Origin of the sequence: Chroococcidiopsis sp. TS-821, assembly GCF_002939305.1 — a bacterium.
Taxonomy (GTDB): Bacteria; Cyanobacteriota; Cyanobacteriia; order Cyanobacteriales; family Chroococcidiopsidaceae; genus Chroogloeocystis.
Genome location: NZ_MVDI01000006.1, coordinates 158451 through 179655 on the forward strand (window position 1 = coordinate 158451; position 21205 = coordinate 179655).

The following is a 21205-nucleotide window of genomic DNA, read 5'->3' on the forward strand; positions in this document are numbered from 1 at the left end:
TATGAATCAATTACGCTCCTTGTTAAACAAGCGATGACTTAGTAAGGAGAAAAATGCGTAGGAGTGACTAACACTTTATCCACGCGATTGCCATCCATATCCACTACTTCAAAGCGTAGTCCTTGCCATTCAAAATGGTCGGCAGAGGTAGGAATACGACCCAGATGGGCAATTATAAAACCACCTAGGGTCTGGTAATGTCCTCTTCTAATTCCAGGTAAATCATCAAGACTCAACACTTGTTGGAACTCCTCAATCGACAACATACCATCTAATAGCCATGAACCATCGTCACGCCGAATTGCCTGGGGTTCATCCTGTTCTCCAGCGGATGGAATATCCCCTACAATCGCCTCCAAAATATCGTTCAGTGTAACTAATCCTTGCACTACATCATATTCATCTACCACTAGCGCCATGTGCATTTCTGTTTGCTTAAACATCTCCAGCACCTTCAGCGCCCACAAACTTTCAGGGATAAATAACGGTCGCTGTAAGAAGTTCGTTAAATTAGTTGAGGGTTCTGCGGTACGATGAACGTACAAATCCTTAATCAGTACAATACCCAGAACTTCATCTAAGCTACCTTGACATACGGGAAAACGAGAGTGAATACTGCTGGCAATCTTTTGATGATTTTGCTCGAACGACTCTTTCAAATCTAGCCAGACAATCCGGCTGCGCGGTGTCATAATAGCGCTGACGGGCAAATCATCTAGGCGAAATACTCGCTCTACAATATCTTGCTCTGCTGGCTTAAAGGTGCCGATCTCGGTGCCCTGACGGATGAGCAGCCGGATTTCATCCTCGGTAACTGGCGGCTCCTCAGAGGCGCGAACTCCTAATAATTTTACAACGGCTTGGGTGGAAACGCTTAATACACGTACAATCGGTGCAGTCACTTTAGATAACAATTGCATCGGTTGAGCCACTTTGGAGGCGATGCCTTCTGGATTGTTCAAAGCTACCTCTTTGGGTACCAATTCGCCAATCACTAGCGACAAATACGTGATACAGATCACTACAATGCCAAATGCCAGCGCATCGCTGTAGGGAACAAGCACAGGAACTAAACGTAAAGCTTCTGCCAATTTTTCGGCGATTGTAGCTCCACCAAATGCTCCTGCCAGAATACCCACCAGCGTGATGCCAATTTGTACCGTTGCGAGAAAGCGGCTGGGTGAGTTGGCTAGCTTTAAGGCGGCACGTGCTCCCGATTTTCCTTGACTAACCTGCTGTTGCAAGCGAGCTTTTCGGGCAGAGACAATGGCGATTTCCGACATGGCAAACACACCATTGCCAATAATGAGCAGCAGAATGAGCAGAATTTCCAAGACTATACCTGTCATGAGCGATCGCCTGGGTTAGCCAACACCCCGCATTAGAAGCCGTTGTGGTAAATTGTGCCTCTATCACAAGTTAGGATTTTTGTTTTTTGTCCTATATTCTTTGTTTTTTGCCTTTTGTAATGAACTAAATCGCGTGCTAAGGAGAATGAATTTGCGGCAGTAGTTCAGTGATGTGCGGGCATTCTGTAAATAATCAGCAGACAAGCACCAGCCCAAAGGAAGATGGTGCGGTGGGGTTTAGGAAAGTGGATCAGCTTAGTCATTTTTATCGCTTCTCTCTACATCATTTGGCAGATTCGACAGATTCTGCTGCTGATTTTTGCCACTGTCGTCTTAGTAACTGCCCTAAATTTACTGGTTCGCATATTGTAGATAATAGGTATCAAAAAACGGAGCATTGCGATCCAACACTTGGTAAAATATCCTAGGGAAGGACGTAATGTTTATTACAGTCGGGTTAATCATCATAGTTATTAGCCTTTATCAAAAGCTTTCAAAGCATTTGAAAGAGGTGAAGGATGAAAAAGCAGAATAGATTATGTGCAAAAGCTTGGCTTTACTGTGTTAGCAATTTGTGGACTAAGGCAATTGCGTTTTGTAGCATTCCGTTGGCAGAGGGCAATGCTGGTCGTGCATATACCAAAGCGATCGCTTCTTATCTTCCTATTAAAAGGGAGTTTCTAAATCCTACTCGTCTTCCTAAGGTTGGGCTAATTCTTTCAGTTATAACGCAAGGTGGGGGATGAATGAGTTCTTGACAGTGCTGGCATTTGCTGCATTACCTGCACTCGGCAACTTTGCGGGTGGGATACTAGCAGAATTTATTATTGCGTCTGATCGCGCTCTTAGTTTGGCACTTCATGCTGCAACAGGAGTTGTGGTAGCGGTTATCTCCCTCGAACTGATTCCAGCATCTCTCCGAGTGGATGCACCCTTGATGACCGTCATCTCCTTTGTGGCAGGTGGTCTTTTCTTCATTGTGGTGGATCAGGTTACGCAACTAGTTAAAACTCGGTTTGGCAGCGGTGATATAGATGTTGGAGCCTCGATAATTTTTCTAGGAGTGGCGGTGGATCTATTTACCGATGGGGTGATGATTGGGACAGGTTCAACTATAGCCACTGAGTTAGGGTTACTTCTCGCATTAGGTCAGGTTCCAGCAGATGTGCCGGAAGGACTTGCTACCATTATTGCCTTTAAGCGACAAGGTGTCCCTCGTCGCAGACGGTTCCAAATTGCGGCTGCTTTTGCGATTCCAATCTTCTTAGGAGCAACCATCGGCTATTGGTTGATACGTGGACAATCTGAGCTAGTTAAAATGGCACTGTTGACCTTTACGGCCGGAATACTCACGACCTTGGTTGTGGAGGAAATTATCCCAGAAGCCCATCAAGACGGTGAAGCCCGATTTGCAACGCTGCTCTTTTTAGGTGGCTTTGCGCTGTTTGGGCTGTTGTCGGCATTTCTGGGGTAACTCAGCCTTTGAAGTTAAAAAACATTGAGTACCCAAAAGAGCATTACACTCAAGTAGACCAAAAGGACACTGTCGAGGGTGAATACCTGCCAACGCTCAATAAGCTGTAGTGAGAATCAACGGAATTGCAAAGATATTGGAACCCAGCATCATCCCCAGACCAATGTCTGAAAGACCTCGAATGCACTGGTCGTATTGATGCCAATTTCTGGGGTAGCGGCAGCAATCTCGACAAAGGCTGCTCCGGCAACTTCAGTTAGCCCCTACTGCCGCCGCAGTTTTTTGAGAGGTTTTGCTAATCGTTCTACTCCCCAATGGGCTACCCAGACAACCTAGTAGGAGAACAATTTCCAAAGGAATACTGTCACTATTGTCTTCAACAGAAAATTGACCTGGGTTGAGCATCTCCTGATTTATGCAAATTTCCATCGTTCTGGAGAGGGAAAAGGGCATTATCAGTGACAATAGTTCAGCAGTCTGCATCTTGAACTATTGCAATATGAGTACGATCAATTCATTGTTTCTATTCGTTCTGCCTGGTTTGTGTGAAATCGGAGGTGGCTATTTAGTTTGGTTATGGTTGCGTGAAGGTAAAAGGCTGTGGTTGGTGCTATGTGGGGCTGCTTTGCTAACAACTTATGGCTTTGTTGCAACCTTTCAACCCGCAAATTTTGGTCGGGCTTATGCTGCTTACGGTGGAGTTTTCATCATCCTCTCCATCCCCAGAGGATGGAGAATCGACAATGTTGTACCTGATCGCCTGGATTGAGTCGGAGCCGCCATTGTCTTCGTAGGCGTATTAGTGATGATGTACGCCCCTAGGATTTGACTTGAGTGATGTGAGGCTTGAACACTACCACCAACAACCACCGCGACCGCCACGATTACCACCATGACAATCGCCATGATTGGTTCTTTGAGGTAGGTTGGCTCAATGCAGTAATAGGAGCAAATACTATCAGCGACAGGACAAATGCGCTTAAAACTAGATGATGATACATACAAACCTCCTTTTTGAGGATCTACTGATACCAGTCTTGATACCATTGCTGCATCTGGTTAATTTCAGCCGTTTGAGTATCAATAATGTTTTGTGCTAGTTCTCGGATTTCTGGGCGATCGCTATTGGCTAACACCATTTGCGCCATCATGACACCTATCTAATGATGAGGAATCATTTCTTCGATAAAGGCGCGGTCAAAGTCGGCAACATTTTGCAGCGCTATTGTATTGCCTAGCATAGTTTTCATACCCATACAACCCATGCCAGGTTGCTAACCAGACTCAGCCATCCATTGTCCACTGTGTCGGCGTTATATGCCGATGCCAGGTTTACATTTGTTCAATATCGAGGGCTTGAGTGTCTTTAATGAACTGAGCAAGGGTGCGAATTTCAGAAAGCTGCGATCGCTCTAATGCCAGGTCTGCCATTGTGTTCGCGCCTTCATGATGGGGAATCATTATCACCATAAAGTGTTGATCGGGTTGTCCTATCATGCCCCACATTCCAGGAATAGTTTGAGAGGATAGGGTCGATAAAGGATTAAAATGGGCTTGAGAAACCTGGGGAAGTGGCTTGACAGTTAGCAACAGAGCTAAGGTTGTTACCGCATCACCTGTCAGAAGCCCAATCAATGTGTAGAGTACAGGTTTACGATTGATAAGTTTTACCTATCGACGATCGCATGGATTAGGTTTCAACCTCCGCTTGGCAATATGATGCAGATTTGGAACTCGATCTTTATCGTTCTACCTAAAGGCTATAGAAGAAAAATGAGGTTCTTATGAGGTGGCAGTTTGTTCGTGATACCTCTAAACCCTCAATGATTGCTACGAGCTTCGTAAAGTATGAGCATCCACTAGTCCACCTCGCTTACAAACTTTAATAGCTGAACTTAATTAAAGTGGGGTAAGTTGTGCAATTATGAAAGAAATATGAGAAAAAAATCATGGATTTGAGCCTCAAGCGGCGATCGCTCATCGGTGGTGGCATATTAAGTTTTGGGACATTGCTGAGTAAGCTTTTGCCCAGTAGTGCCTTTGCTCGAACTCCCACTTCTGGGGACACTAGCACACCTTTAGGTCATTCTGTGCCTGTGCATGGAGGCAGTATGACGATGGGAGACGTAGACAATTTCCGCAATGGGTTTGATCCGCAAGTTATCTTGACAGATTGGGAGGGAGGAAAAGTCTCGCAATTAACTGATGGTAGGACGTTGCGAGAGTTTGAATTATCAATTGCAGAACAGGAGGTTGAGATTGCTCCTGGAGTGGTTTATCCTGCCTGGACGTACAATGGGCGCGTTCCGGGTCCAACGCTGCGAGTCACGGAAGGCGATCGCGTCCGGATTCGCTTCAAAAATCCAGGTGTTCATCCACACACGCTACATTTTCACGGCATTCATTCAGCACGGCAAGACGGTGTTCCTGGCACGCTTGAAGCATTTCCTGAACAGGAAGTGGTTTATGAGTTTGATGCCAAACCCTTTGGCTGTCACCTCTATCATTGTCACTCTGCTCCGTTCAAACGACACCTGCACAAAGGACTCTACGGCGCGTTTATTATCGACCCTGATCCTAAACAACATCCTGACCAACAAGAAAAAGCCCAGTCTCGGTTACTCGGTAGTCCGCAGAACGCCAAGTGGCAAGAGTTTCTCATGGTGATGAACGCATTTGACACCAATTTTGACGAGGAGAACGAATTCTATGCGGTCAATACGATTCCGCATGAGTTTATGAAACGCCCGATTCAGATTGAGCGCGATCGCCCAGTACGAGTGTATTTGATCAATGTCACTGAGTTTGACCCGATCAATTCCTTCCATCTCCACGGAAACTTTTTTGATTACTACGACCACGGAACCACGTTAATACCAACGTTGCGAACGGTTGATACTATCATGCAATGCCAAGCCCAGCGAGGCATTTTGGAGTTTACATTTCAGAAGCATGAACTGGGCATTTATATGTTCCACGCTCACCAGTCAGAATTTTTGGAACTCGGTTGGATGAGTGCATTTGAGGTGGTGGCATGAGAAAGACATTGCTTTGGATCATCTTGCCGCTCGTTGCACTGGCGCTCGCGATCGGAGTATTTCTTTCTAGCAATCCACTTGAACCATTAGGAGTTTCAGCCCCTCCAATTGAGAAGCTTACAGTAGAGCGAACTTTGCTAGGCGATCAAGGTATCTCTTTATTAGTGAGAGCCAGCGGCTCAGAACCGATGCAAATTGCCCAAATTCAGGTTGACGGAGCCTACTGGCAATTTACCCAAACGCCACCTGGAGAATTACCCCGATTGCAAACGGCTTGGATCAAATTGCCTTACCCCTGGGTGCTCGATGAGGCGCATCACATTCGGTTCATCACCGATACGGGAATCGGGTTTGATCATGAGATTGCTGTTGCCGTACCAACGCCCCAATTTTCGTTGATTCGCATTTTGGCGTATGCGCTGCTGGGGTTATATATAGGAGTCATGCCTGTAACTCTAGGAATGCTGTTCTACCCAGCTTTAAAACAATTAGGCGGACAGGGAATGAAGTTCATTTTGGCACTGACCGTTGGCATGCTGGCATTTCTTCTCGTAGACACATTGGAGGAAGGATTAGAACTTGCAACGAAGTCAGCAAGTGCTTTCTCTGCTAGTGCGCTTGTTTGGCTTGTTGCTATCACCTCGTTTCTTGCGATTTTGGCGATTGGCAGACAAGGTGGCAAATCTCCAGAAGGGAAGGCACTTGCAAGTTATTTGGCATTGGGAATTGGCTGGCATAATTTGGGAGAGGGATTGGCAGTTGGCACTGCTTTTGCAGCTGGAGAAGCAGCACTTGGTTCACTGCTCGTCGTTGGGTTCACCCTGCATAACATTACAGAGGGAATCGGAATTGCTGCGCCTCTGGTTGATGCACGCCCTAAATTCACGACGTTCCTCAGTTTAATTGCCTTAGCAGGACTGCCCGCTGTTATTGGCGCTTGGATTGGAGCCTTTACCTTTTCACCTCACTGGGCAGCAGTTTTCTTAGGCATTGGAGTCGGAGCAATCTTGCAAGTGATGGTGGAGGTTGGAGCATACTTGATACGCACTGCTCATCGATCAGGTAGTAACTGGCTCTCTACTGTCAGTCTAATTGGATTTAGTTTAGGTTTAGCCATCATGTATGGAACTGCACTTCTCGTCAATTTCTAATGTATGAATCGCCGCGCTTTCTTTAGATGGATAGGACTGGGATGGCTAACCAGCACATTGCTACCGATTCTGGTAGCCTGTGGCTTCAAACGCATTGCTGCCAATTCACGATCGGATGGCTTTGTGGTAGTTGGCAACGTGTCTGAGTTAGATCAATCCGCAGGCAAACTGCAAGTCCAAGTCGGTAATACTCGACTCATCGTAGTGGGTAGTGCTTCTCACCCCCAGACAATTGTGGCACTCAATCCCACCTGTCCCCACGCTGGATGCATTGTGAAGTGGGAAGATAATCAGAGCCAGTTTGTCTGCCCCTGTCATGGATCTGAATTTGATTCGCGTGGACAAGTCACTCAAGATCCAGCCACGAGAGATTTAGTAAGTTACTCCCTTAAAGTTGAAAATCAATCAATTCTTGTCAAGCTGAATTAGAATTGCTAAGTTTCACTGCATTATACTTATCTGGTAATGCGAATTCGTCTCTTTAAGAAAAGTGCCATCAATTAACCTAGGGCGGGCTACTGTTGACGTTTGGTCTAGGAAGATCGAGTTTACAGTGATTCTATTAAGGACATTCAGGTTAGATCGCACCGCATTCAGAAAGTACGCTGTTATCTCTTGGATAAATTTTCAACACTTGAGAGTTGGTCGCTGTTATAGTGGAACTGAATGGTTAGCAACTGTTGCAACCTTGATTGAAGATGGTTCTATGCAAGATTAGAACAGAGCCAAATCAAAATTCTGTGTGATAGAGGCGAAATGATTTACAGAGTCAAGCAATTTAGTATGGTTCTGATCGCCCTAATATCGATCACTGGGATTTCCCTGGGTACTCAGGAGACTCAGGCTGCTGAATCAACTCAGGCTGAAAATTTGTTCACTCAGGCTTCAACACAGTTGGAGCGGGGAAACTTTCAAGGAGCAATTCAGGATTTTAGCCAAGTGATAGAGCTTAATCCCGATTATATGGAAGCCTACTGTGAGCGTGGTCTTGCCTATGCATTTTTGGGAGACTATCAAGAAGCAATTGAGGGATTTCGTCAAGCTATTGAAATTGATCCAAACCATGTTGATGCTTACGCTCGCTGGGGGACTGCTCTGGCGAGTGTTGGAGATTTACAAGGGGCAATTGAAAAGTTTGATGAAACTCTAAGACTTGCTCCCAATTTTCTTGATGCTTACTACAACCGAGGTTTGGCTCACTACAGTCTTAATAACCATGAACAAGCTGTTGAGGATTTTACACAGGTCATCCAGCTTGAGCCAGCGCTGGCTCAAGCATACGGTCGTCGAGGTCTTGCTTACTATGCTTTGAGCAATCGTTCCGCAGCCATTTCAGATTTACAGCAAGCGGCTACTCTCTTTCAGCAGCAAGGCGATCGGGTTGGCTACCAACAAACACTTGATTTAATTCAGATTATTCAATGATAGCTAGAAAAACCAACTGACTAAGCAGTTAAAACCAGGCATTACTGAACTGATTAGTTCATCCTAACGGTATAGAGTCCTTACAAGCTTTAGGACTGCATTCTCGCGACGGTAAACCTCAATCACTTAGGGTTCATATAGAAATAACTTCACACTTTTCAGCTATAAGTTTGCCGCAGTTTTTTGGAAGTTGATGGCAGACAAGTTGGTGCATCAGTGCCAATGCCCAGAGTGCCGACAGCTTGATGAGCATCCCAATAAAGTGTTGCATCACCGATTGAATGTATTTCTCAGTTGTTTGAACGAGCACCAAGGGCGTTGTTACGTGGCATTGGGCAGCGTCAAAAGCATTTATCTAAGCTACTATTTCGACGTTGCTTCTGGGGCGAGTGTTGTTCTGCTCTCTACAGTTATTTTTGGCATTGTTCTACTTTCGACAAACTTCAAACAACGCCGAAAGCGCAAAATCTCTGATTCACATTTATTATAGAAGCTGTTCCTAATTAGATTTGTAACTTCTCATCCACAAAATCACGATCTATGTCTGAATGTATTTAGGTACAAATACTTCACTACACTTTGATTCTAAATGGGTAATGAGATAATACCACGCATTCATTCCAAGTGAATAATATCTCTCATATTGAACCAGTTGTACCGATGAATACTATACGGTAAACCTATCAACAGAATCAGGAACAGAATAGAAAGAACAATCCCTAACGGTAAACCAACTGTAAATGTTGAACCTAAAAATGTTAGAAAAAAAGTAGATGGAATCATGCCAAGCAATGTTGCAGTAGCATAAATTGGCAATGAGAGTCCTGTGATACCGGCTCCATAGCTAATCAGATCAAATGATAACACTGGAAGTAGGCGTGTGATGAAGATCACCCAACCAAGATAAACTTCCCCTCGATTTTTAGAGAAGTAGATGAGTTTCCCTGTTAGCGCATGGACAGCCGATCGCCCTAGTGTATAGCCAATAAAGTATGCCAGCAAACCACCTAAGAAACCGCCAATGACACTATAAATTCCTGCCAAAATTGGACCCCAGATCATCCCAGCCACAACCGCAAGTGGGGCACTTGGAATCGGGCTGATCACAACAGATAGCGTCAGAATACCCGTGTAAACCAGTACTCCCAGCCATCCCCAACGTTGAGTCGCTTGTTTCAGCCCTTCAGCAGAAAATAGATCAAACTCCGGTCGAATCCAGAGCCACCCGCAAATTAGTAGATACAACAGCAGGATGGTCAGGGCAATGGTATTCTGACGGTTGAGAAGGTGCTGCTTTTTTCGTCGCTTGCGCTTCATAAAAGATTAAAAGGTACTGACCATCTCGGCACTTTGGTCAACAAGCAATGTAAGCATCATGCAACGCATCGTTTCCTCACAATTACTAACTTAGTTCATTCCATGTTTTACCACCGTCCTGTGATTGGAAAACAATATTGTTCTCATTAATAGCGTAGAAAATCTGTGCATTACTGGGAGCAACAGCTAGATACAAAACTGTGCCCTCTAGTCCATTGCTGCTCCAAAGCTCCCAGGTTTGTCCATTGTCCACGCTGCGGTATAGTCCAGTATTGGCAGGAGAGACGCGATATCCAAACATCACCGTCCTGTCGCCATCTGCTTGCAGTGCTAATCCTACTATTGGAGCAGTAGCTGTGCTGGGAATGAGTGACCACGTTTTGCCCGCATCTTGACTTTCATATAGCCCGGCTTGTGTTGTCGCTACCACTCGCTCTGCATTGAGAGGATCAACTTTAAGGCTAAACGGCATTACCTCTAAACCATTTGCAGGCTGCTGTACCCAGGTTTGACCAGCATCGTGCGATACAAAGAAGCCTCGTTCTCCAGATGTGGCTAGACCGTAAATGATGTCAGGGCGGCTAGGTGCGATCGCCATTGCATGAAAATCTACTCCTGACATGGAAACTTCTTGCCAATCTACTCCTTGATTTCGGCTCACTTGAAACCCCAAGTTGCCACCTTCTGGTGGATGGCCACTGGCATAGAAGCGATTTGCGTCAGTTGGGTGAGCGATGAAACCCATGTAATCGTACCGTTCTTTTACCCAATACCATCGACCTGTCTCAGATCGCTTTAGAAGACCATTATGACTGGCAACATAGATAATTTGAAAACTATCAGGGCTGACGGTTAATCCATGAATGTGATTGTTTGCCTGCCAGTTCTCTGCTGGTTTTAGAGACGCTTCTGAAGTAGTGGGCGCTAGTAAGTTATCCGTTTGGTTGGATGGCGATTGAGATGCAGCACTGGACAAATTGCTTCTGGTAGGCTGGCTGGTACGACTAAATAACCAGGCTGCACCTCCTAAGGCTATGAAAAATACGATTGCAGGGACAGCGTAAGCTAACCATTTTGCAGCCTTTCCCTGGTTTGAATTTGACTGACTCATAATGTTCTGGTAGTTTCCTGGTTATTGCCTCATGCCCATCATGCTACTGCAAGGGGTCACTATACGGCTTATCAAAGTTTGAGGTTGGAAGTGATTGACATTCCAGACGCTTAACAGGGCAATCGCCATTCCTGCACCGACGAGGGTATCTTTGAGCCGTTGTTTTCGTCTCTCCACTTGGAACTGTTTCAACCGGATCTCCTGCACCGCTTGTTCTATGTATTTGGGCGGAATATTGGCGGCTGCTCCAGCTTGAATTAATTCCTCTAACGAGTACCCCTGCACTGCTTGGGCATATAAGCAAGCGGCACGGGCAAACACCTCTGGGGCGATCGCTTCAGGAATTCGAGAATCTGAATTGTTCATAGCACAGTCTGAATTCAGGAAATAAAGGGAAGAATGTCTGCCAAGACAAAAATTCCCTATGTGTCAAGTCCATCCTAAACTCTCCATTAAGCTATGGAGTCAGGTGGAATGACTTATATAATGTGTGAGTTACACGCGCAATTGAGCCAGTTGCTCGTCCCGATTAAGCAATTTACTGGCAGGTAACAAAGATCGTCGGTGTGATGAAGCAGATATTGAATCCTTGTCCATTTGGTTCATCATTAGAAGTATCGCAAGCGGACAGGCTGCTAGCAACAGCAGTGGTAATGCCCTCAGCGTCAGTTGCGGTACTAACACAGCAATTGCAATGCCGACGGCTACCTGCCCCACCAACACTTTCCAGTCAAAACACATGCCAAGGAAATTGACTTTTGTTTTCAGCGTGTTGCTCTTGTCAGAGATAGAGATGATCTTATTGTCCTGGCATTGGGTTCATCCTGCCCTGTCCTGAAGGGCTATTCTGCTGCCTCATCATCCCAGACATATCGTCATTGCCCATCATGTTGTGCATCATGCTCATCATAGAGTTGCACTGAGCAATCATTTGCCTCATTTGTTCTTCTGTTGGGGCTGTCTGCGTCTGATTTGTATCAGAAGGTGTTGCAGGCTGCCTTTGAGCAATAGTAGAGGTTGTTTGATTGTGCTCATGAGCGATCGCCGGAAGTACGGTTACTCCCAACATGGCTAAACCAACTACAATTCCACTGGTAATGATTCGAGTACGTTTCATAGTATTCATTCAATGTTCAATCAACAATTTGTCAACATCTCGATGACTATTGCTATGCTAGAGTCTCTAGTCGGCTATAGAGTCAAGTCATCGACAACATTTTCTTACGCGATCAATAACGTCCTAGAGTGAAATAGCTTTACTACTCTTTGATCGCTCACTTTACTTGCAACTTTCGCCAAGGAAAAAATTTGAATCATTTTTTGAGCGATGCATAGCGATCCTCCAACGCTAGGTTAGATAACAAAGGGCGTCCAGCCTGACTTTACTGTTGATGATAGCCATAAGGACTTATTGAGGTGTACTATGTCAAATTCCCGAACCGTCATCCGCTCCTTTCACTGGCTGAATTCACCCGAATGGAATGTAGCTATATTTTCATTTCTCCTGTCTTTCTTCTGGGAGGTTCAGCAAATGCCGTTCTATCAAGTCCCATCTGAGCTTTCCTGCTTTGGGATGATCAGAAATTGCACTCTGGCTACAGTAGGTGATGTTGGAATTGTGCTTACTTCCTTTTGGGTGGTTGCAGCCAGATCAAAGTCACGTCAATGGGTTCGTCAACCCAGTCTAAGGCAAATCAGCGTATTTACACTTGTAGGAGTTTTAATTACAGTTATTTTTGAAGGCCTAGCAACAAGATGGTTGGGTATTTGGACTTATGCCGATTTCATGCCAATAGTCCCAATTTTGGGTACTGGATTACTGCCACTGTTGATGTGGCTACTAATCCCACCTTTAATAATTTGGTTCGTCAAACGCCAACTTTATCATGTCAGATGAGCCATATAGTGCTCAAAAAGCCTTGACTCTATAGTTAGCTATAGAGTTTAGACTGGAAATGCAGCGGGGCATTTTGCTCCAGATTCAACGGGACTGCCATGAGAAGACTGAGCCAAAACCGATTGCCAGAGAAACTGCTCAAGATTGGAGAGCTGGCAGAGCAGAGCGATGTTGCAGTAGGAACTATTCGCTATTACGAAACATTGGGGTTGATTGAACCGACCCACAGAAGCGAAAGTGGCTACCGTTATTACACTACTGATGCGATTAAGCGCGTGCAGTTTATCAAGAAGGCGCAATCTCTCCAGTTTTCCCTGTCCGAAATTCAGCAGATTTTGGGTGTTCGACATCAAGGCGATCCAGCTTGCCCACTAGTGCGAGACCTATTAAACCGAAAAATTGCTGAGTTGGACGCGCAACTCGATCGCATCAAGACGCTTAAGGTCGAGCTAGAAATATATCGCGATCGCTGGGCAGATCGCCCGTTCGATGATCCTTACAGCCAAGAGCTTTGCAGCATGATTGAAGAAGTGGCTGGGCATGTGCTTTCTAACGATTAACATTTGACATCATCTCTTGAATAATTCTTTAACAACAAAACGAACATTTTCTAAACAGCAAAACCCTTGAGGGTTATTGAGTTCACAACCACAGCGTTTGGTTTTGATATCATCCATGATGGCGACGATCGCACTGCTCTCACCACGCTGTTGATCTCTTCATTAATTCGCTGACGGCTCCAGCCAAAACAGTAACAAACTGGAACAGTATCTCTTTGATCTTTCTGAAACACAGAGACTTTCACATCAGCCGTTGTAAATTCTTGTCCCGCTTCTGAAAAGTAGACTATTGGACACTCAGCGTGAGCACAAAAAAAATACGGCGGCTGTGGGTCTAACTGTTCCAATGCTATGGGCTGAAGCAAGCTTTTGAGCGTAATAAGTTTAACAGGCTTCCCGTTGCTACCATCATGAGGACACATCGATTTGTCAGAAGATGTGGCTATACATCTGGAGTTGCACAACAACAATCGTGCATCTTACAAATCCTGTTAATTTCCTAATCTTTGCATTGGCACTAGTGACGATAGCGCCAGTAGGAAACAATAGTCAGCCCAACCATTGCACCTAAAGTAGGCAGCAGAACATAATCGAGATAGCCAATCCACGCACTTAAACCAATCACTCCCAATCCAATGACCAAGACTGGGGTGAAGTAACAGAGTGCAATGATGACCGTTCCAGTCAGGCTAGCAATTAGGGCTGCCTTAAGTTTCACAGTTTCCTCCAAGATCACTGGTCTCGATTGATCGCTCAATTAATCCACAAACTATCCCGTTGCAATGGGTTTTAGTTGGGGTAGCAGATGCGTCAGCAAGTGAGGCTTCAATCTGCTCATATCGATTGGCTAAGTCTTGGCGAAACGCCAGCATCGCTTGAATCCGATGATCTAATTCATCGAGGTGTTGCTTCACCATACGCTTGAGATCATTACAAGGAGGCGTTCCACGGGACCTAATCTCGATCAATTGTTCGATTTCATCCAGCGATAGCCCAAACTGCTTAGCTTTTTGAATAAAGCGCAGTCGTTCTTCATCCTCTGCGGTATAAAGGCGATAGTGCGATGCGGTACGTCTGGGTGCTTTAAGCAGTCCCAGTCGTTCATAATATCGAATCGTCTGGGTAGGCAGATGCACTCGCTGACTCAACTCACCGATCAATAAACCTTCTTTCATGATTCCATTAACACTCCTTAGGTAGGAAAGAAATCGTTTCCCTCCTGCTTGCATACTCTATCGTTGTCCAATGCCAGCCGCGATTAGTGCTTCACGGGAAATCGGCTGCTGATTTTGACAACACTCTGTTAGTTTGCCATTAACCACAACTGCTGGAACCCGATGAATCCCGTATTGATTGGCTTTCTCACGGCATTTGTGGGTTGAACACCCTTCACGCAAATCCCACACCTGAATCTCGCAGCTTTCACATGCTAACGATTGCACCAATTTGACGGTTTCATCACACAGCGGGCAACCTGCTGTAAAGACTTCAACTAAACGCTTAGTCATCTCAAACTTCTCCTAAGTGCTAACCCCAGCGTAAACCTTATACCTGACTTCAATGTCAAGGGGTAACTGTAAGCGGCTGCCGTCAGTCGATAGTTATTTCATTGCCGTTTTATTTTTCTGCATTAGACATAGATATAGATATAGGAACGTTTTAGCTACTGATCTTGACTATCTAGCTGGCTAGAGTGTTTAGAGTAGTGGACAGAATGGTCAAATCATTGATTGCTCGTAATTTCAGTAAAGTTGAATCATTATGAAACTTCGTCGTCATTTTCTGGATCTTAGTGCGGCGAGTGCGGATGAACCTCAAAACGAGTCAAGCCGAACTCGCGCAACAAGCAGGAATTCACTTGCAAAGTATCGGCAAGATTGAATCAGGAAAGACAACGCGACTAAACTCCAAATCGCGTGTTGGATTAGCACGAGCGTTGCAGATTATACAAGAATATTTAGATGCGGTTTGTCAAGGAGTGCCTGTATCAGATATTGGGCAGCAGTTGAAGATTTGTCCTCAATGTGGGACGCCAGGAACTGAAGCTGAACCGATGTGTTTGCATCCTCGCTCCAAATTTTGTTTTGCTTGTGAAACACGATTGCGCGCTCCCTGTCTCAGTTGTAATGAGGCGACGTGTCCCTCAAGTTTCGCTTCTGCCCTTTATGTGGCACTACTTAAAAGTAGAACTCGGAACTGGTATGACAGAGGTCATGGCTTAAAGATTAAATTATTGTCTATTGCTGCTTTTTGGATCGCAGAATGCAATCGCGGGTGAGCAAGGCGCACGACTCGATCTTCCGAACAGACTAATCCGTCCCCTGCCCTTTCATAAAGCAAAATTGCTTCATCATTGTGAACATTAAAGTAAATAATTCCATCAATTCTTGAGTAAATATCTTCGTTCTCGTAAAAATAGCGGGACTATTTCTGAGAAAGACCTCCGTCAGCCGTTTTAGAAAGCACGTTACTGAGCCAGCCTTCATTGCCTCCGAATCACGAAGGTTAAACAGCTTTAAAGTGCAAGTATTACTTACGTCCAAATCCTTTGTTCTTAACCTTTGTACCCACAAATAACCTTTTTATGGAAGGTTCTAACATTTCTTGCATCGTTCTTGGTGGTTTTTGGTTGTTCAAAAACCAAGTTTCATCTACATCTTTAGTATTGGCAATAAGTTCTTTTTGCGCATTTGCACGTATCCTTGCATTAAATAATCTAGACCAATTAGAATCAAAAGTAGCATATTCATCCTTCAGTCCTAACGCCCCTACAAAAGCTAAGTGAGGAGTAAGCGGACAAATAAAAGCACTACCTAGTACTTTTTCTCTATGAAGTTGAAAAATGGATGGATCTTCTTCAATGATGCATGGCGTATCAGAAGTTAATAACGGTAATCCTTCAACTCTAACAATCGTGAAGGGAAGAGTTTTCGCTAGTTCTAATTGGTTTGATGCATTAATAATGAATTGAGGATGTACTTTAGTAATCCAAGAAGCGGTTAATTCCTGCAAAGATGAGTCAATTGACGGCTGTTTTTTCTTGTTCTCTCTCAATGCTTTACGACGATCAGTTCTATTGAACCCTTGTTGACGCAAATCCTGTTCTAGCTCTCGCTGTGTTCGGCTTTTCACTTCTTGATTAGTTTTTGCATTCGCATAGCTAATTACGTGAGGCAGAAGTTCCCGCCACCAAGCACTTCGTACGAACAAACCCACGATAAATTGCCGAAGCACATTGCGATCTGCCGCCGGCAGGGGCGTTTCGCCATCGTATTCCGTCAGGGGGTCGTTTGCCTCCAAACGAGGAAGGAGGGTGGCTGCGATAGTTTCATTTCTGTTCAGATAATTCTCTAATGGAGCGTGGCGTGTACCATCTAGCTCTTGCTCGGTAAAGTAATGTCCTTCTACAAAAGCATCCTTGGTCAGGCGAGGCGAACAGTCAAGGCTATCTTTGTTAAAAATCCAGATAGTAGATTTCTCGCTACAGGGATCTTTCCATTGATCTAGATAGAAATGTGGAATTTTATGATGACGCTTAGGATTTGGCACAGTTTACTTTAATGAAGATAAAATAAATAACTTAAATAGATTTGAGCGCTGCTTTAACCTTCTGCTGAAAAGCATCTTTCTTTTTGCAGCTAAATCTGCAAGTCAATGATAAAACAGCTACCAAAGTGCGTAGGCTCTATCACTGTAGTTCAATTGGTATTGCAAACACATAGAGCGATTTTTATCTACTTATCTACATTTAGCTAATCGCTGTTTCTTGAACACAACTCTTTTTTATATTCCACTAAACTCTTCACGCAATTCAGTCATACTCCAACCACTACCATACACTGAATCTTCTGGATAATCTTCTGCTAAAGACTCCAGCTTGAATTCAGATTTTGGTTGCTCTATCTCAAAATCTAATTTGTCAATGTCACTTTCAACTTCTGTTGCTTGTGCAGTTTGCACATCAGGCTTCTTAGGCTTTTCTACTGACTTCTTAGGCAGTTGGTTAACTCTAATGATTTTGCTTGAATTCATACTTAGTCTTATTTGTCGGGAAGCAAAGTTGCTTTTACTATAGCGGTAATTAGTAGTGCTCAGAGCGCACCTACGACTTCATTAGCTAGCGTTACGGCGTTTTTGCCGCTTAACTAATACAGGTCGAGGTTTTTTCTTGTGAGCTGTTTCAGTGTGAATCATACTTGGTCGGCAGCGATCGCAGTACAGAGGACGCGAACCATATGTTTCGCGTTCCACATCTTTGTTACACTGCTTGCAGATGAACTTGTACACGCGCGTATGAATTACCCGTTCGTGTGCTCTGACGGTGTATTCTCGAACATGAACTTTCTTAGATGGCATACGTTAGAAATATCACACTGCTGTACATATTATGCTAGCGACACTCCACGCTCAAGAGCGAACAATGCTTCAAAACCAACACTTCATTCATAGCCTCATTGAACTGCGCGATCGCTATCACATAATTGTGCAAGAATGTACCAGTGCGATTTCGCATGCAACTGAACAACTTAATCGTATTCATGCTTTGTTAGTGGATCAGTTAGTCGAACAACAGCAACTGACGGAAAGTCTACTTCAACTCCGAGCGCACTACCAAACACAACACGCACAACAACACTCAAAAGCCCAAAGTGCTAAAGAGCAAATTGCGCATATTAACGCACTCTTAGCAGACCAGCTCATCTTACAGCACAACGAGCTTCAGATTATCCAATCAGCACCGGACACTCCTATTCGTGGAGAAACCTCCCGCACAGAGGTATCCTCAACTGTCGAGCCGAAGCATCTTGATATTTCAAGAGATAGCGAGGTTTCTTCGCCGACGTTAGTTGATGAAGTATTAACCCAATTGCTCCATGAAAGCGAACAGCAACCGTCACAGCAAGTACCGGAACACTCAGAACAATCAGTCACTGCAAATTTTCTCCAAAAAGAGGTGGTTGGCTCAGCTTTCAATCGCCAGCAAGACGAACAACAGCACTCAGAATCTGACTCACCCATTCAATTCCCAGATCCAGAGCATTCAACTTTTTTGGAGTATCCCCAGCAATTGCCTTCTCCAAAGTTGCACAAAGCACAATCGCAATTTCTCAAAACACCACTTTTGCCACAGTATCAGCACTTGAGTAAATCTGAAGCTGTTGAACAGCTATTGCAGGAAAATGAAGGCAGTATTTTGCACTTAGATTACATTGTTCGTGCTGTGCAGGGAGAGGTTGAGCAAGAAAACCTTAAAGCAGAAAGGTTGAGAATGAATGATACTCTGCGTAAGGGAGTAGAAAAAGGACTTTGGGAGAAAGTCCCAGATTCTCCTGGTTGCTATACGATTGACCTCAAACTGATTGCATCAAACTCGGAAAATCAAGATTCTAAATCTCGCCAACAAAAACAAATAACCAAATCGAACGAGCAACTCTTAGCGCGCTATCAGAATATGAGTTTTACAGCAGCAGTGACAACGATAGTAGAAGAAAATGTTGGCGAGGTCTTGACTCCTGAAAAAGTGGCACGAGCATTATATGGGGAAATTGAAGGTAAGGCTTTGACTAAAGCTAAAGCGCAAGTTGGCAAAATCCTCTGGAATGGTGCTAAACAAGGGCGATGGAAAAGCGTTCCTGGTCAATTAGGTGCCTATACACTCCAGTTGAGTACATTGAAGTAAATCTATTTCTCAAATCGTTGCATCATCGATTGAGCACGCTTGTAATTTGCAATATTAGGCTAGCCCCTGTAGTAAAAAACTCCAGCATAAAGGGGTACAAAAATCTATTTGCCGCTTAAGGAAATCAGGACACGTTCACCAACGACATAGTAACTTTTGAGTGGGACTATACGATCATCTTTGGGTAGCCAGCATTGATGCGTCTCAAATTTCATAAGATGTCTTATTTTTAGCAAAGTTTGAGAGCTATAAAGTTGATTCAGTTTAGTCCCTAGCTGTTTATCACCCCTTAAGCTTCTTCAGTCACCTAAACTGTTTTATAGGAAGTTTCATGACTCTTTGCTCCTACCGTTAGAGGGAGTTTCCAGTTTTCTCAGTTGCTAAGCTAACTTATACTCAAAAAGATATTGCATAACTGAGTTGGGTTATGCTTTTGTCAAACCAAACTTGATATGTGAAGTCAATGAGTAGGGTAATTACGCTGTTTAATCAATCAGGGGGAGTAGGTAAAAGTACATTGACAATGAATCTAGGCTACCATTTGGCTCAACGGCAGCAGCGAGTTTTACTCGTTGATATGGACCCACAGGCATCGCTGACCGTATTTATGGGCTTGGAGCCATCAGAACTAGGCAACACAGTGTATGAAGCGATTGTTATTGGCGAACAGCTACCAATCTATAAGAACATTCATAACATGGATTTGGCTCCTGCCAACATTAACTTGAGTGGGGCAGAACTAGAATTGGTAGTAGCAGATATGCGAGATGTACGTCTAAAGGAAGCGCTAAAGCCGATTCTGAAACAATACGATTTCATTTTGATAGACTGTCCCCCCTCCCTCGGTATTCTTAGCTATATCAGCCTAGTAGCTTCAACTCATGTCTTAATTCCCATTCAGACGCAGTACAAAGCCCTAAAAGGAACAGAACTTTTGTTAAATACAATTGGTCGCGTGCGGTCTCGCGCCAATCGCAAGCTAAAAATTGCTGGTGTAATTCCAACAATGCATGATTCTCGGACTGTACAAGGCGAAATGAGTTTACAGTCAATTCAAGAGCATTTATCCCAAATCGGGAAAATTTATCCAACCATTCCTCGGTCAGTTGCCTTTGCGGATGCTTCACAAGATCACGCACCGCTTGCCCTCTACAATGCTAAACACCCAGCGGTTAGCCTCCTCAAGCAAATTGCCAAAAATTTGGAGGTGATGTCATGAGTGTCAGAAAACAACGCTCTCAGCCCTATCAAATAAAAGGAGTCGATGCTTTGTTTGGAGAACTACCTGTAGCGGAAGTTGCAGCAGAAATTCTCCCACTTTCCCAAATTGCTCTGCCCCAGCAGCAGCCTCGTCGCTACTTTGATCCTACGGCTATGCAGGAGCTAGTAGAGTCAGTCAGGCAGCATGGGATTCTCCAACCAATGTTGGTACGTCCGCTCTTAGACGATAAGTATGAACTAGTAGCTGGAGAAAGGCGCTATCGAGCTGCTGTATCAGCGGGTCTAGAAGAAGTTCCTGTAGTTATTCGGGAGTTGACAGATAATGATGCATTGCAGCTTGCCCTGCTGGAGAACTTACAACGCGAAGATTTAAACCCAATTGAAGAAACAGAAGGCATCCTACAACTCATAGCGTTAAAACTAAATATAACATCCGAGTCGGCGATCGCTTTGCTCAATCAAGCTGCTCACCCCGAACGTAATTCTGTGGATAACGTTATCCACAGCAAGGACTGGCAGTTGGTGCAAGAGGTTTTTAACACAGTAGGAAAATTCACGCCAGAAAGCTTTCGCACCAATCGCTTACCATTGCTGAATTTACCGGATGAAGTTTTAGATGCCCTACATCTGGGGCAGATTGCCTATACTAAGGCTAGAGCAATCGCTAAAGTTAACGATTTAGGGCAGCGTCAGGCATTACTAGAGTCAGCGATCGCAGAGAACCTCTCCCTAACTCAAATCAAACAAAGAGTTGCTCAAATAATAGATTGCGGTGCAAATCAGAGCGATCGCAGTCAATCGTCATCACTCAAAAACCGTATGGATGCAGCCTATCACCTTGCTAAAAAATCAAAAATTTGGGAAAATCCTAAAAAACAGAAGCAAATAGAGAAGCTATTAGCTGAGTTAGAAAAGCTTTTTTCTCAAGATTGACATTTGTTGCTTTTCTAAAATATTTAACACAAATTGGTAAAGAGTAATA

The 21205-nt window shown here is 44.4% G+C and carries 29 protein-coding genes and 1 pseudogene; 14 read left to right on the forward strand and 16 right to left on the reverse strand.

Translation table 11 applies throughout. The features are described 5' to 3' along the window. Nucleotides 1–38: 38 nt before the first annotated feature. Nucleotides 39–1349: a hemolysin family protein gene (locus B1A85_RS16160; RefSeq protein ID WP_015328582.1), complete on the reverse strand. Its 1311-nt coding sequence runs from the start codon at nt 1347–1349 to the stop codon at nt 39–41. A 518-nt stretch (nt 1350–1867) separates the two neighbouring features. Here B1A85_RS16160 and B1A85_RS16165 point away from each other — a divergent pair. Beyond that, nucleotides 1868–2095, forward strand: a complete 228-nt coding sequence (locus tag B1A85_RS16165; RefSeq protein ID WP_015328585.1) for a hypothetical protein — start codon at nt 1868–1870, stop codon at nt 2093–2095. Next, the gene (locus tag B1A85_RS16170) at nt 2092–2823 is read left to right on the forward strand and encodes a ZIP family metal transporter (protein ID WP_015328586.1); all 732 of its coding nucleotides are present in this window, start codon (nt 2092–2094) and stop codon (nt 2821–2823) included. The genes B1A85_RS16165 and B1A85_RS16170 overlap by 4 nt, the downstream gene beginning before the upstream one ends. Before the next feature lie 252 nt (nt 2824–3075). Here B1A85_RS16170 and B1A85_RS24750 read toward each other — a convergent pair whose 3' ends face one another. Continuing rightward, the gene (locus B1A85_RS24750; protein ID WP_155824128.1) at nt 3076–3252 is read right to left on the reverse strand and encodes a hypothetical protein; all 177 of its coding nucleotides are present in this window, start codon (nt 3250–3252) and stop codon (nt 3076–3078) included. A 70-nt stretch (nt 3253–3322) separates the two neighbouring features. Here B1A85_RS24750 and B1A85_RS16185 point away from each other — a divergent pair, with 70 nt between their 5' ends. Further along, nucleotides 3323–3592 (forward strand): YnfA family protein, encoded by a 270-nt coding sequence (locus B1A85_RS16185; protein WP_015328587.1) that lies wholly within the window; start codon nt 3323–3325, stop codon nt 3590–3592. 253 nt (nt 3593–3845) lie between these two features. Here the strand turns inward: B1A85_RS16185 and B1A85_RS24755 are convergent, their stop codons facing one another. Together B1A85_RS24755 and B1A85_RS25280 are read right to left on the reverse strand one after the other, a co-directional pair. Further along, complete coding sequence (locus B1A85_RS24755) at nt 3846–3974, reverse strand: DUF305 domain-containing protein (protein ID WP_210404517.1); 129 nt, start codon at nt 3972–3974, stop codon at nt 3846–3848. Between the two features lie 181 nt (nt 3975–4155). Next, the gene (locus tag B1A85_RS25280) at nt 4156–4458 is read right to left on the reverse strand and encodes a DUF305 domain-containing protein (RefSeq protein ID WP_015328590.1); all 303 of its coding nucleotides are present in this window, start codon (nt 4456–4458) and stop codon (nt 4156–4158) included. 314 nt (nt 4459–4772) lie between these two features. On the opposite strand from B1A85_RS25280, the gene B1A85_RS16195 reads away from it, so the two are divergent. The 5 genes from B1A85_RS16195 to B1A85_RS24765 all read left to right on the forward strand — a co-directional run bounded on the left by B1A85_RS16195 (nt 4773) and on the right by B1A85_RS24765 (nt 8927). Next, nucleotides 4773–5861: a multicopper oxidase domain-containing protein gene (locus B1A85_RS16195; protein ID WP_015328591.1), complete on the forward strand. Its 1089-nt coding sequence runs from the start codon at nt 4773–4775 to the stop codon at nt 5859–5861. Next, nucleotides 5858–7012, forward strand: a complete 1155-nt coding sequence (locus B1A85_RS16200) for a ZIP family metal transporter (RefSeq protein WP_015328592.1) — start codon at nt 5858–5860, stop codon at nt 7010–7012. The genes B1A85_RS16195 and B1A85_RS16200 overlap by 4 nt, the downstream gene beginning before the upstream one ends. Before the next feature lie 3 nt (nt 7013–7015). After that, complete coding sequence (locus tag B1A85_RS16205; RefSeq protein ID WP_015328593.1) at nt 7016–7441, forward strand: ubiquinol-cytochrome c reductase iron-sulfur subunit; 426 nt, start codon at nt 7016–7018, stop codon at nt 7439–7441. Nucleotides 7442–7795: 354 nt separating this feature from the next. Beyond that, nucleotides 7796–8437 carry a tetratricopeptide repeat protein gene (locus tag B1A85_RS16210; RefSeq protein ID WP_168192416.1) on the forward strand — a complete coding sequence of 214 codons (642 nt, stop codon included), beginning with the start codon at nt 7796–7798 and terminating at the stop codon, nt 8435–8437. A 193-nt stretch (nt 8438–8630) separates the two neighbouring features. After that, nucleotides 8631–8927 carry a hypothetical protein gene (locus B1A85_RS24765; RefSeq protein WP_071882462.1) on the forward strand — a complete coding sequence of 99 codons (297 nt, stop codon included), beginning with the start codon at nt 8631–8633 and terminating at the stop codon, nt 8925–8927. Between the two features lie 125 nt (nt 8928–9052). Here the strand turns inward: B1A85_RS24765 and B1A85_RS16220 are convergent, their stop codons facing one another. The 4 genes from B1A85_RS16220 to B1A85_RS26235 all read right to left on the reverse strand — a co-directional run bounded on the left by B1A85_RS16220 (nt 9053) and on the right by B1A85_RS26235 (nt 11507). After that, nucleotides 9053–9754 (reverse strand): TVP38/TMEM64 family protein, encoded by a 702-nt coding sequence (locus B1A85_RS16220; protein ID WP_015328595.1) that lies wholly within the window; start codon nt 9752–9754, stop codon nt 9053–9055. A gap of 85 nt (nt 9755–9839) precedes the next feature. Beyond that, entirely contained in the window at nt 9840–10865 is a 1026-nt protein-coding gene (locus B1A85_RS16225; RefSeq protein ID WP_015328596.1) for a F510_1955 family glycosylhydrolase, read from the reverse strand. A 21-nt stretch (nt 10866–10886) separates the two neighbouring features. Beyond that, nucleotides 10887–11231, reverse strand: coding sequence for a hypothetical protein (locus B1A85_RS16230; RefSeq protein ID WP_015328597.1), 345 nt, complete (start codon nt 11229–11231; stop codon nt 10887–10889). A 129-nt stretch (nt 11232–11360) separates the two neighbouring features. Beyond that, nucleotides 11361–11507, reverse strand: a complete 147-nt coding sequence (locus B1A85_RS26235) for a hypothetical protein (protein ID WP_352534525.1) — start codon at nt 11505–11507, stop codon at nt 11361–11363. On the opposite strand from B1A85_RS26235, the gene B1A85_RS25285 reads away from it, so the two are divergent. After that, nucleotides 11435–11620 carry a hypothetical protein gene (locus B1A85_RS25285; protein WP_231295690.1) on the forward strand — a complete coding sequence of 62 codons (186 nt, stop codon included), beginning with the start codon at nt 11435–11437 and terminating at the stop codon, nt 11618–11620. The genes B1A85_RS26235 and B1A85_RS25285 overlap by 73 nt on opposite strands. A 44-nt stretch (nt 11621–11664) precedes the next feature. On the opposite strand, the gene B1A85_RS16240 is transcribed toward B1A85_RS25285, so the two are convergent. Next, entirely contained in the window at nt 11665–11982 is a 318-nt protein-coding gene (locus B1A85_RS16240; protein ID WP_015328598.1) for a hypothetical protein, read from the reverse strand. A gap of 878 nt (nt 11983–12860) precedes the next feature. Here B1A85_RS16240 and B1A85_RS16250 point away from each other — a divergent pair. Continuing rightward, on the forward strand, nt 12861–13322 hold the full coding sequence (locus B1A85_RS16250; RefSeq protein ID WP_015328600.1) for a heavy metal-responsive transcriptional regulator: 462 nt from the start codon (nt 12861–12863) through the stop codon (nt 13320–13322). A gap of 9 nt (nt 13323–13331) precedes the next feature. Here the strand turns inward: B1A85_RS16250 and B1A85_RS26240 are convergent. The 4 genes and pseudogenes from B1A85_RS26240 to B1A85_RS16270 all read right to left on the reverse strand — a co-directional run bounded on the left by B1A85_RS26240 (nt 13332) and on the right by B1A85_RS16270 (nt 14830). Beyond that, a pseudogene (locus B1A85_RS26240) lies at nt 13332–13744 on the reverse strand ((2Fe-2S)-binding protein). Nucleotides 13745–13839: 95 nt separating this feature from the next. Further along, nucleotides 13840–14040 (reverse strand): mercury resistance system transport protein MerF, encoded by a 201-nt coding sequence (gene merF / locus B1A85_RS16260; protein ID WP_015328601.1) that lies wholly within the window; start codon nt 14038–14040, stop codon nt 13840–13842. Then, nucleotides 14030–14497, reverse strand: a complete 468-nt coding sequence (locus B1A85_RS16265; RefSeq protein WP_015328602.1) for a heavy metal-responsive transcriptional regulator — start codon at nt 14495–14497, stop codon at nt 14030–14032. The genes merF and B1A85_RS16265 overlap by 11 nt, the downstream gene beginning before the upstream one ends. A gap of 57 nt (nt 14498–14554) precedes the next feature. Next, nucleotides 14555–14830: a thioredoxin family protein gene (locus tag B1A85_RS16270; protein ID WP_015328603.1), complete on the reverse strand. Its 276-nt coding sequence runs from the start codon at nt 14828–14830 to the stop codon at nt 14555–14557. A 299-nt stretch (nt 14831–15129) separates the two neighbouring features. Here B1A85_RS16270 and B1A85_RS16275 point away from each other — a divergent pair, with 299 nt between their 5' ends. Continuing rightward, nucleotides 15130–15600, forward strand: a complete 471-nt coding sequence (locus B1A85_RS16275; RefSeq protein WP_210404519.1) for a helix-turn-helix domain-containing protein — start codon at nt 15130–15132, stop codon at nt 15598–15600. A gap of 251 nt (nt 15601–15851) precedes the next feature. Here B1A85_RS16275 and B1A85_RS16280 read toward each other — a convergent pair whose 3' ends face one another. The 3 genes from B1A85_RS16280 to B1A85_RS16290 form a co-directional block, all read right to left on the reverse strand. Beyond that, complete coding sequence (locus tag B1A85_RS16280; protein WP_015328605.1) at nt 15852–16871, reverse strand: DUF4238 domain-containing protein; 1020 nt, start codon at nt 16869–16871, stop codon at nt 15852–15854. Between the two features lie 234 nt (nt 16872–17105). Next, the gene (locus tag B1A85_RS16285; protein ID WP_015328606.1) at nt 17106–17354 is read right to left on the reverse strand and encodes a hypothetical protein; all 249 of its coding nucleotides are present in this window, start codon (nt 17352–17354) and stop codon (nt 17106–17108) included. Between the two features lie 81 nt (nt 17355–17435). Beyond that, entirely contained in the window at nt 17436–17678 is a 243-nt protein-coding gene (locus B1A85_RS16290) for a hypothetical protein (protein WP_071882463.1), read from the reverse strand. A gap of 64 nt (nt 17679–17742) precedes the next feature. Here B1A85_RS16290 and B1A85_RS16295 point away from each other — a divergent pair, with 64 nt between their 5' ends. The 3 genes from B1A85_RS16295 (at nt 17743) to B1A85_RS16305 (ending at nt 21156) form a co-directional block, all read left to right on the forward strand. Further along, nucleotides 17743–19002: a hypothetical protein gene (locus B1A85_RS16295; RefSeq protein ID WP_104547886.1), complete on the forward strand. Its 1260-nt coding sequence runs from the start codon at nt 17743–17745 to the stop codon at nt 19000–19002. A gap of 463 nt (nt 19003–19465) precedes the next feature. Then, complete coding sequence (locus B1A85_RS16300; RefSeq protein WP_015328608.1) at nt 19466–20221, forward strand: ParA family protein; 756 nt, start codon at nt 19466–19468, stop codon at nt 20219–20221. After that, nucleotides 20218–21156, forward strand: coding sequence for a ParB/RepB/Spo0J family partition protein (locus B1A85_RS16305; RefSeq protein WP_015328609.1), 939 nt, complete (start codon nt 20218–20220; stop codon nt 21154–21156). The genes B1A85_RS16300 and B1A85_RS16305 overlap by 4 nt, the downstream gene beginning before the upstream one ends. Nucleotides 21157–21205: the final 49 nt, after the last annotated feature.

Bases quoted from the DNA above. Each gene is read 5' to 3' on its own strand.
- B1A85_RS16160 (WP_015328582.1), bottom strand. From the start codon at position 1,349: ATGACAGGTATAGTCTTGGAAATTCTGCTCATTCTGCTGCTCATTATT.
- B1A85_RS16165 (WP_015328585.1), top strand. From the start codon at position 1,868: ATGAAAAAGCAGAATAGATTATGTGCAAAAGCTTGGCTTTACTGTGTT.
- B1A85_RS16170 (WP_015328586.1), top strand. From the start codon at position 2,092: ATGAATGAGTTCTTGACAGTGCTGGCATTTGCTGCATTACCTGCACTC.
- B1A85_RS24750 (WP_155824128.1), bottom strand. From the start codon at position 3,252: ATGGAAATTTGCATAAATCAGGAGATGCTCAACCCAGGTCAATTTTCT.
- B1A85_RS16185 (WP_015328587.1), top strand. From the start codon at position 3,323: ATGAGTACGATCAATTCATTGTTTCTATTCGTTCTGCCTGGTTTGTGT.
- B1A85_RS24755 (WP_210404517.1), bottom strand. From the start codon at position 3,974: ATGATGGCGCAAATGGTGTTAGCCAATAGCGATCGCCCAGAAATCCGA.
- B1A85_RS16195 (WP_015328591.1), top strand. From the start codon at position 4,773: ATGGATTTGAGCCTCAAGCGGCGATCGCTCATCGGTGGTGGCATATTA.
- B1A85_RS16200 (WP_015328592.1), top strand. From the start codon at position 5,858: ATGAGAAAGACATTGCTTTGGATCATCTTGCCGCTCGTTGCACTGGCG.
- B1A85_RS16205 (WP_015328593.1), top strand. From the start codon at position 7,016: ATGAATCGCCGCGCTTTCTTTAGATGGATAGGACTGGGATGGCTAACC.
- B1A85_RS16210 (WP_168192416.1), top strand. From the start codon at position 7,796: ATGGTTCTGATCGCCCTAATATCGATCACTGGGATTTCCCTGGGTACT.
- B1A85_RS24765 (WP_071882462.1), top strand. From the start codon at position 8,631: ATGGCAGACAAGTTGGTGCATCAGTGCCAATGCCCAGAGTGCCGACAG.
- B1A85_RS16220 (WP_015328595.1), bottom strand. From the start codon at position 9,754: ATGAAGCGCAAGCGACGAAAAAAGCAGCACCTTCTCAACCGTCAGAAT.
- B1A85_RS16225 (WP_015328596.1), bottom strand. From the start codon at position 10,865: ATGAGTCAGTCAAATTCAAACCAGGGAAAGGCTGCAAAATGGTTAGCT.
- B1A85_RS16230 (WP_015328597.1), bottom strand. From the start codon at position 11,231: ATGAACAATTCAGATTCTCGAATTCCTGAAGCGATCGCCCCAGAGGTG.
- B1A85_RS25285 (WP_231295690.1), top strand. From the start codon at position 11,435: ATGAAGCAGATATTGAATCCTTGTCCATTTGGTTCATCATTAGAAGTA.
- B1A85_RS16240 (WP_015328598.1), bottom strand. From the start codon at position 11,982: ATGAAACGTACTCGAATCATTACCAGTGGAATTGTAGTTGGTTTAGCC.
- B1A85_RS16250 (WP_015328600.1), top strand. From the start codon at position 12,861: ATGAGAAGACTGAGCCAAAACCGATTGCCAGAGAAACTGCTCAAGATT.
- B1A85_RS16265 (WP_015328602.1), bottom strand. From the start codon at position 14,497: ATGAAAGAAGGTTTATTGATCGGTGAGTTGAGTCAGCGAGTGCATCTG.
- B1A85_RS16270 (WP_015328603.1), bottom strand. From the start codon at position 14,830: ATGACTAAGCGTTTAGTTGAAGTCTTTACAGCAGGTTGCCCGCTGTGT.
- B1A85_RS16275 (WP_210404519.1), top strand. From the start codon at position 15,130: ATGAACCTCAAAACGAGTCAAGCCGAACTCGCGCAACAAGCAGGAATT.
- B1A85_RS16285 (WP_015328606.1), bottom strand. From the start codon at position 17,354: ATGAATTCAAGCAAAATCATTAGAGTTAACCAACTGCCTAAGAAGTCA.
- B1A85_RS16290 (WP_071882463.1), bottom strand. From the start codon at position 17,678: ATGCCATCTAAGAAAGTTCATGTTCGAGAATACACCGTCAGAGCACAC.
- B1A85_RS16295 (WP_104547886.1), top strand. From the start codon at position 17,743: ATGCTTCAAAACCAACACTTCATTCATAGCCTCATTGAACTGCGCGAT.
- B1A85_RS16300 (WP_015328608.1), top strand. From the start codon at position 19,466: ATGAGTAGGGTAATTACGCTGTTTAATCAATCAGGGGGAGTAGGTAAA.
- B1A85_RS16305 (WP_015328609.1), top strand. From the start codon at position 20,218: ATGAGTGTCAGAAAACAACGCTCTCAGCCCTATCAAATAAAAGGAGTC.